Raw genomic sequence first — 6,259 nt, forward strand, 5'->3', positions numbered from 1 at the left:
GATCGTCCGCCATAGCCGCAGTGTTTTGACTCTCGATTATCAGAGCTGGTGCGAGCAGCAGCAGAAGAAAGATCTCAGCGTCGCGCTCTTATACACCTCCGCCTACGGTAATACCGCTACCCTCGCCAGAGCGATCGAAAAAGGGATAACTCAATCAGGAGTCGCCGTCAGATCGATCGATTGTGAATTTACCGAACCCGAAGAAGTTACCCGCGCCGTGCAAGCCTGTGACGGTTTCATTATCGGCTCGCCGACGATCGCGGGACATCCCCCTACCCAGATCCAAACCGCCCTGGGTATCGTCCTTTCTACCGCCAGCCAGACTAAAGTAGCAGGGGTATTTGGCTCCTATGGTTGGAGCGGCGAAGCAGTGGATACGATCGCTGACAAATTGCAAGATGTCGGCTATCCCCAAGGCTTTGAACCGATCCGCGTCAAGTTTGCCCCCACGGAAGAAACGATCGAACAATGCGAAGCCGCAGGGGTAGAATTTGCCAAGGTGCTCAACAAAGCTAAAAAAGTCCGCGCTCCCAGACAGGTAAGTGTAGACGGACAAACCGATCGTACCGGACAAGCGATCGGGCGGGTAACTGGTTCCCTGTGCGTTATCACAGCTAATAACGGCGGTAAACCCGTCGGCTTGCTCTCCTCGCGCGTATCGCAAGCCGGATTTAGTCCGCCAGCGATTACAATTGCGATCGCCAAAGATCGAGAATTAGAATGTTTGGCTAATCCTGGTGAAAAATTCGTGGTAAATATTCTCAAAGAAGGCCGAAATCTCCGCCGCCATTTCCTCAAACCACCCGCACCTGGAATAGATCGATTTGCTGAAATAGAAACAACACTCGCTGACAATGGTTGTATCGTACTTAATGAAGCCCTTTCTTATCTAGAATGCACTGTTAAAAATCGCATGGATTGTGGCGATCGGTGGTTGCTTTATGCCGTAGTTGATAATGGCAAAGTATTGGAATTAAATAGTGTAACTGCGATCGATCGCCGTCAAGCTAGCAACCAATATTAATACCGATTTTAATAGGAATTTGTAGGAGCATCCCCTGTCTTGTCGTTTTTATTCAGGGGAAACCCTAGACATAAAAATGCCGCTTGTGGGTGCCCTGTTGGTGCGAAGCTAAGATTATAGTACAATAGACTTATCTATTTTCTTAAATATATGTCAGAAGAAAGATTAGAACGCATCGAGAATCAACTCATTCAAACAGTGCAAAGCCTAACAACAATGCAAGGTCAAGTCATGCAAGCTGTTACGGTGATGCAGCAGAACATCACCGTAATGCAACAAAACATGAATGCAATGCAGCAAAACATGACCGCGATGCAAAATCGGATGGATAGTATGGAGGGGACGCTGCTAACGACGATGACAGGCGGCTTCAATTCGCTCCAGAACTATATCATCGATCTCGATACCGATTTAGCTCAAAATGAGCGTAAAACTGAAGATAATGCCAGAAATAATCGCAGGTTAAATCAACGGTTGATGAGATTAGAAAACCGTAATGATAATTTTTAGCAGAGTGTCGATCTTCTCACGATCGAAACCCTGGCGATTGAGATCTGACGTTTTCGATTGAATGGTTAGCCTTTCCAGCCAGCCGCTAAAGCGATGAGAATTGTGGCACCAAAAGCGTAACGATACCAAACGAATAGCATCGTATTTTTGGTTTTGAGATAGTTGAGTAAAAACGCGATCGACAGGTAAGAAAAAATAAATGTAGAAACCGTGCCCACTGCCAATAACGGGATTGGTAATTCATTACCTTTAAATATTTTGATACCTTTAAACAAGGTTGCGACTGTGAGAACTGGTAAGCCAACTAAAAAAGAAAATCTCGCGGCTGTTTCGCGATCTAATCCCAGGAATAAACCAGCAGTCAGGGTAGAGCCAGAGCGAGAAGCACCAGGAATTAGAGCGATTGCTTGAGCTAGACCAACCAGGAAACCGTCTTTGATTTCTAATCGATCGAATCCCCTTTTATGATTACTAACCCGTTCGGCAATCAGCAATAAAGTTGCCATCACGATCGACATAACAGCAATAATCTGGGCGCTGTCAGGTAAGATATCTTTACCTAAATAACCGAAAATCAGTGCGGGTAAGGTACCTACGATAATCCCTGCTAAAACTTTGACATTCAGGCTTTGCCAATCTTGCCGCACTATCCCAGTAACACCACCAGCAACAACACTACTAATGTCTTTCCAAAAGTAGATAAAAACAGCTAACACACTACCAAATTGAATCGCATCAGCATAATCTTTCTGACCTAACTGTTGCCAACCAAAAGCCTTGGTCGTTACTAGTAAGTGAGCAGTGCTACTAATCGGCAAAAATTCGGTTATTCCTTGAACTAGTCCTAAGAACAGAGCTTGAAAAATGTTACCATCAGCAATAACGGGAGCGGCATTAATAATTGCTGGTTTTGCGGCTACTGGTATAGTTATCACTAATCCAGTCACGATCGCGCTTAGAATAACGATAGATAATTTAGTCGGCGATCGCATATTCATATGTAGTAATGGGGATAGATCGATTGCAATCTATATTCGCATAAATAGCGCCGAGCGGTGATTACTTCGATCCAAAGACGGATGTTTTGACAGCGGCTAGCTGGGTTTGATAGATGTGGATTTGATCTGTTAAGCCGGGAATCCCAGGGACATCGTTATCGTACAGTTTAAAGCCTTGCCCGATCGATTTGGTTAGGACATCAGACGCATATCCCTGATAATAGACGGGGACGGGGCGATTGGAATGACTGCCCCAGCCGTATTTGCCCGTTTCTGGTAACTCTTGCCCTGCTGCATCTTTGACAACTACTGGTTGCGAACCCCAGTAATGTCCGGCATCGACGGCGGTATCTACATCTGTTAATTTTTGGGCACCTTGACGGCGCAAGCGATCGGGAAAATCATCATTGAGGGTAAAATAATGATCGTGGTCGGCGGTTATAATAAGTTGATTGCGTTCCCAGCCACCATGAGCTGCGATCCATTTAATCACAGTACCGACAGATCGATCGAAATCTAGCGTCGTGCCGATGAGATTATCGAGATGATTATCATGCGCCGCCCAATCGATATCGCCACCTTCGATCATCAACCAAAAGCCTTCCGGATCTTTGCTCAGGACGGTTAATGCGGCAGTAGTTAGTTCGTCGAGCGTCGGATTCTCCTGCTGTTCCCGCTGGACAAACTGGGCATCGGTTTCCTGCTGGAGGGGACGAATGGTATCTGGCTGCAAACCTCTAGTGGTATGCACTTTTCCCAGATCTAAGCCAGTCGTATGATAATCGCGCTTCGCCGAACTCACCGGGAGATTGCCCGCCTGTCCCCGCGCGCCATAGATACCGAGCAACCGCTGTCCCCCATTAGGATCGATCTTGGCAGCGGTTTGGGCGAGTTTTTGCTGGGCATTGGCACCACGTTCGAGGAAGGTGTACTGATAAACATTATCGTTCGGCTTCTGACTCAGTTCCTGATATGTGGCTGCGCTGATATAAGTATGAACTGGCTCGATACCTGTGGGCAGTGGATCTTTGGCATTCGATAACGGATGTCCACCACCGAGGAGGACGGTGGGTTGATAGATGCGGAGTTGCTGCTGGAGGATATTATCTAGCGGAGTGGCGTCAGGAGCATTGAGATCGTATTTGCTGCGCCGATTGACGTTTGCCGACGCGGCTCCCGGTGTGGCATGATCGATCGGGACTGATGTTACCAATCCGGTTGATTTCTTTTCGTCAGCAGCGGTTCTGAGGATGGTTGTCAGGGGTTTTTCGTAGATATCTACCGCGATCGCATTATTATAGCTTTTGACGCCAGTATAGAGGGTCGTGGCAGTATTGGCAGAGTCGGGATAGCTGGCTTTAATATACTCGCGATCGGTTCCTGGCGTCCACGGGTTAGCACCACCTTTGATGGGATCGTAACCGACTAAATTGCCCACTGGCGGAGTGGCTGGAGCTGGGCTATTCTTGCTGTGCTGCCCCGGATTAAATCTGGGGTCAAATTTGAAGTTAGGGCGAATCACGCTAGCACCAGTCAGCTTCTGGGTATCATCTAGGGCACTTTGGTTACTACTATATTTACCATCTTTGCCTACGATCGTCGTCCCGTAGGTAGTCGCTAGCGCATACCCCTGAAGCGTCTGCATATTTAGTCCCGCACCCTTCCCCTGGACATAAAAATCTTTGAGAGTCTTCCCCGCATTACCTTTGGCAATCGCACTCTGAATCGCCGCAGCTCTAGTAATCTCCCAACCCATCCCATCGCCAATCATCAAAATCGTATTGTGCTGAATCGGTTTGGCACCAAAAGCACGAAATAAACTCGGCACGATCGTCACTGTGAGTAGTAAAGAGATCGCACTAATAATCAACCATTTAGTAGCGATGCGTTGTAAAAGTATGACCATTAATTTTGATAAATATTACACTTAAGCTCCATTTCGATACCGCCTGGAGTCGGGAACTCTCGATCGGTATCGAGAGTAACATTGGGGGCAAGTCTCAAGTTTATCTAACTCAAGTTGCTACCTACTAGAATACCAACGATTGAAATCGTGGCTAATGCTGCAAAGTCCGCCTGTCTTGTCGTTTTCTTATTCGGGGGGAACCCCCGAATAAAAACGCCGCTGTCTTGAAAAGGTGCTTCACTTGGCGGAGTTCGTCCGGTCGGGTTCCCCGACCATGGAACGAACCCAAGCGGGGAAACCCCAAGAACGCACTTTTCGCTACGCGGACTAGTTTATTAGTCCGCGTAGGCGGACTTTGCATTCTGAGCGGCGGTTTCTAACCGCTGGGGTTATCGGTCGCAACTTGGGTTATCTACTTGTTTTCGCTAACATCTCCACAGCTAGATCTTGCCACTCCTGGCGAAGTTTATCGTCTTCAGCTTTAGCCGTCAGCGATCGACCGTTGAGTTCGGGGTGCTGGGCATAAAAAGCGCGATCGACTTGACGATAAAACTTAGCAGCGGGGATATTGAGTTGTTTGAGCTGTTGATTTAGATCTTGCTGGCGTTGTTGGACGGATGGCTGTGCGGGTTTGAGGAGATTGGGAATCGAGTTGACGATCCCAGCGGTAGTGTTGTTAAATTGCCGAGTCGCCATACCGATCGGATCGATCGCCTGCACCCATTTTACGGCACCACTAATGGCTACACATGTAAAAAGGGTCACAGTCATGACTTTGGTGACTTGCCATACTGGTTTCTTCCACTCATTCGGGTCGCGTTGGGCTATTTCTGTCGCTGGGCTAGCGGCGGGAGCCTTGCTTCTGGGACTAATTTCGATCGTTTTAAGTTGCGAAATCTGATTGTTACGGACGATGGGGATCGAATTAGTCGGTAATTTCGCGACTGGCGCTACTTGTGCTGTATAATCGATCTTAACGGCGGAAAGCCCCGTTAAAACTTCTTTTACTGACTGATACCGATCCTGGGGATTGTGCTGTAACAATCGATCGATTATCGCGCCGAATTCGGGACTGAGTTGGATATATTTACGCCATTCCCACGTCGCTTCAGCGGGACTGTAGAGCGTACTCGCATCTCTACCTGTAAGTAAGGTTAGTGCAGTCGCACCCACAGCATACAGATCGCTCGCTGGAGATACTTTACCTCGGAGCATTTGTTCGTCTGGTGCATACCCTTGCTTGCCGATCCGAGTGGCGATTTTGGCATTACTATAGCGAGAAACTAAAGTAACCGCAATCTCTTTGACACTCCCAAAATCGATCAGCACGGGTAGTTTGGATCGATCGCAATAAATCAGATTATCGGGTGAAATATCCCGGTGAATCACTCCACTCCGATGGATATAATCGAGAACGGGTAATAAATCCTGGCAAAACTGGACTACTTCAGCTTCGCTAAATGGTTGCTGCCGTTTGAGTCGATCGTTCAACCGCGCCAGATAAGTTTCCCCCTCAATATAATCCTGAATCAACAGCAGCGATTCCGTCCCACCCGCATTCACGCGCAGCAACTCCCGAAAAGCGGGAATCTGGGGATGATTGAGCTTGTATAAAGTCTCTGCTTCCCGCTCGAATAATTCTTTGGCTTTGGTTAATTCTGTTTGCAGTTGGGGCGCAAATTCTTTGAGTACACACTTCTCTCCAAATTTATTGAGATCCTTGGCTAAATAACTCCGTCCAAATCCGCCGCGTCCAAGTTCGCGGACGATCTCATAACGATTGCCGAGGATATTACCTGGCGCGAGTAAGGATGACTCTAG

6 protein-coding genes are annotated in these 6,259 nt (G+C 47.7%); 3 read left to right on the forward strand and 3 right to left on the reverse strand.

Features of this window, described 5'->3' with window-relative positions:
- A partial coding sequence (locus RMO35_RS12375) for a flavin reductase (protein WP_309741562.1) occupies positions 1 to 1,024 on the forward strand: 1,024 nt, incomplete at its 5' end.
- A gap of 150 nt (positions 1,025 to 1,174) precedes the next feature.
- Positions 1,175 to 1,534 (forward strand): hypothetical protein, encoded by a 360-nt coding sequence (locus RMO35_RS12380; protein WP_309741564.1) that lies wholly within the window; start codon positions 1,175 to 1,177, stop codon positions 1,532 to 1,534.
- A gap of 65 nt (positions 1,535 to 1,599) precedes the next feature.
- On the opposite strand, the gene RMO35_RS12385 is transcribed toward RMO35_RS12380, so the two are convergent.
- Both RMO35_RS12385 and RMO35_RS12390 read right to left on the reverse strand, forming a co-directional pair.
- On the reverse strand, positions 1,600 to 2,526 hold the full coding sequence (locus RMO35_RS12385) for an undecaprenyl-diphosphate phosphatase (protein ID WP_396135662.1): 927 nt from the start codon (positions 2,524 to 2,526) through the stop codon (positions 1,600 to 1,602).
- 67 nt (positions 2,527 to 2,593) lie between these two features.
- Positions 2,594 to 4,303 carry an alkaline phosphatase gene (locus tag RMO35_RS12390; protein WP_396135663.1) on the reverse strand — a complete coding sequence of 570 codons (1,710 nt, stop codon included), beginning with the start codon at positions 4,301 to 4,303 and terminating at the stop codon, positions 2,594 to 2,596.
- A 140-nt stretch (positions 4,304 to 4,443) separates the two neighbouring features.
- Here RMO35_RS12390 and RMO35_RS12395 point away from each other — a divergent pair, with 140 nt between their 5' ends.
- A complete protein-coding gene (locus RMO35_RS12395) occupies positions 4,444 to 4,566 on the forward strand; it encodes a hypothetical protein (protein WP_309741570.1) in 123 nt (40 codons plus the stop codon).
- 280 nt (positions 4,567 to 4,846) lie between these two features.
- Here the strand turns inward: RMO35_RS12395 and RMO35_RS12400 are convergent.
- The coding region (locus tag RMO35_RS12400) for a serine/threonine-protein kinase (RefSeq protein ID WP_309741572.1) at positions 4,847 to 6,259 on the reverse strand (1,413 nt) is incomplete at its 5' end.

It is taken from the genome of Chamaesiphon sp. OTE_20_metabat_361 (genome assembly GCF_031364565.1).

Coding starts and splice junctions, on each gene's coding strand:
- RMO35_RS12380 (WP_309741564.1), top strand. CDS start 1,175: ATGTCAGAAGAAAGATTAGAACGCATCGAGAATCAACTCATTCAAACA.
- RMO35_RS12385 (WP_396135662.1), bottom strand. CDS start 2,526: ATGCGATCGCCGACTAAATTATCTATCGTTATTCTAAGCGCGATCGTG.
- RMO35_RS12390 (WP_396135663.1), bottom strand. CDS start 4,303: ATGATTGGCGATGGGATGGGTTGGGAGATTACTAGAGCTGCGGCGATT.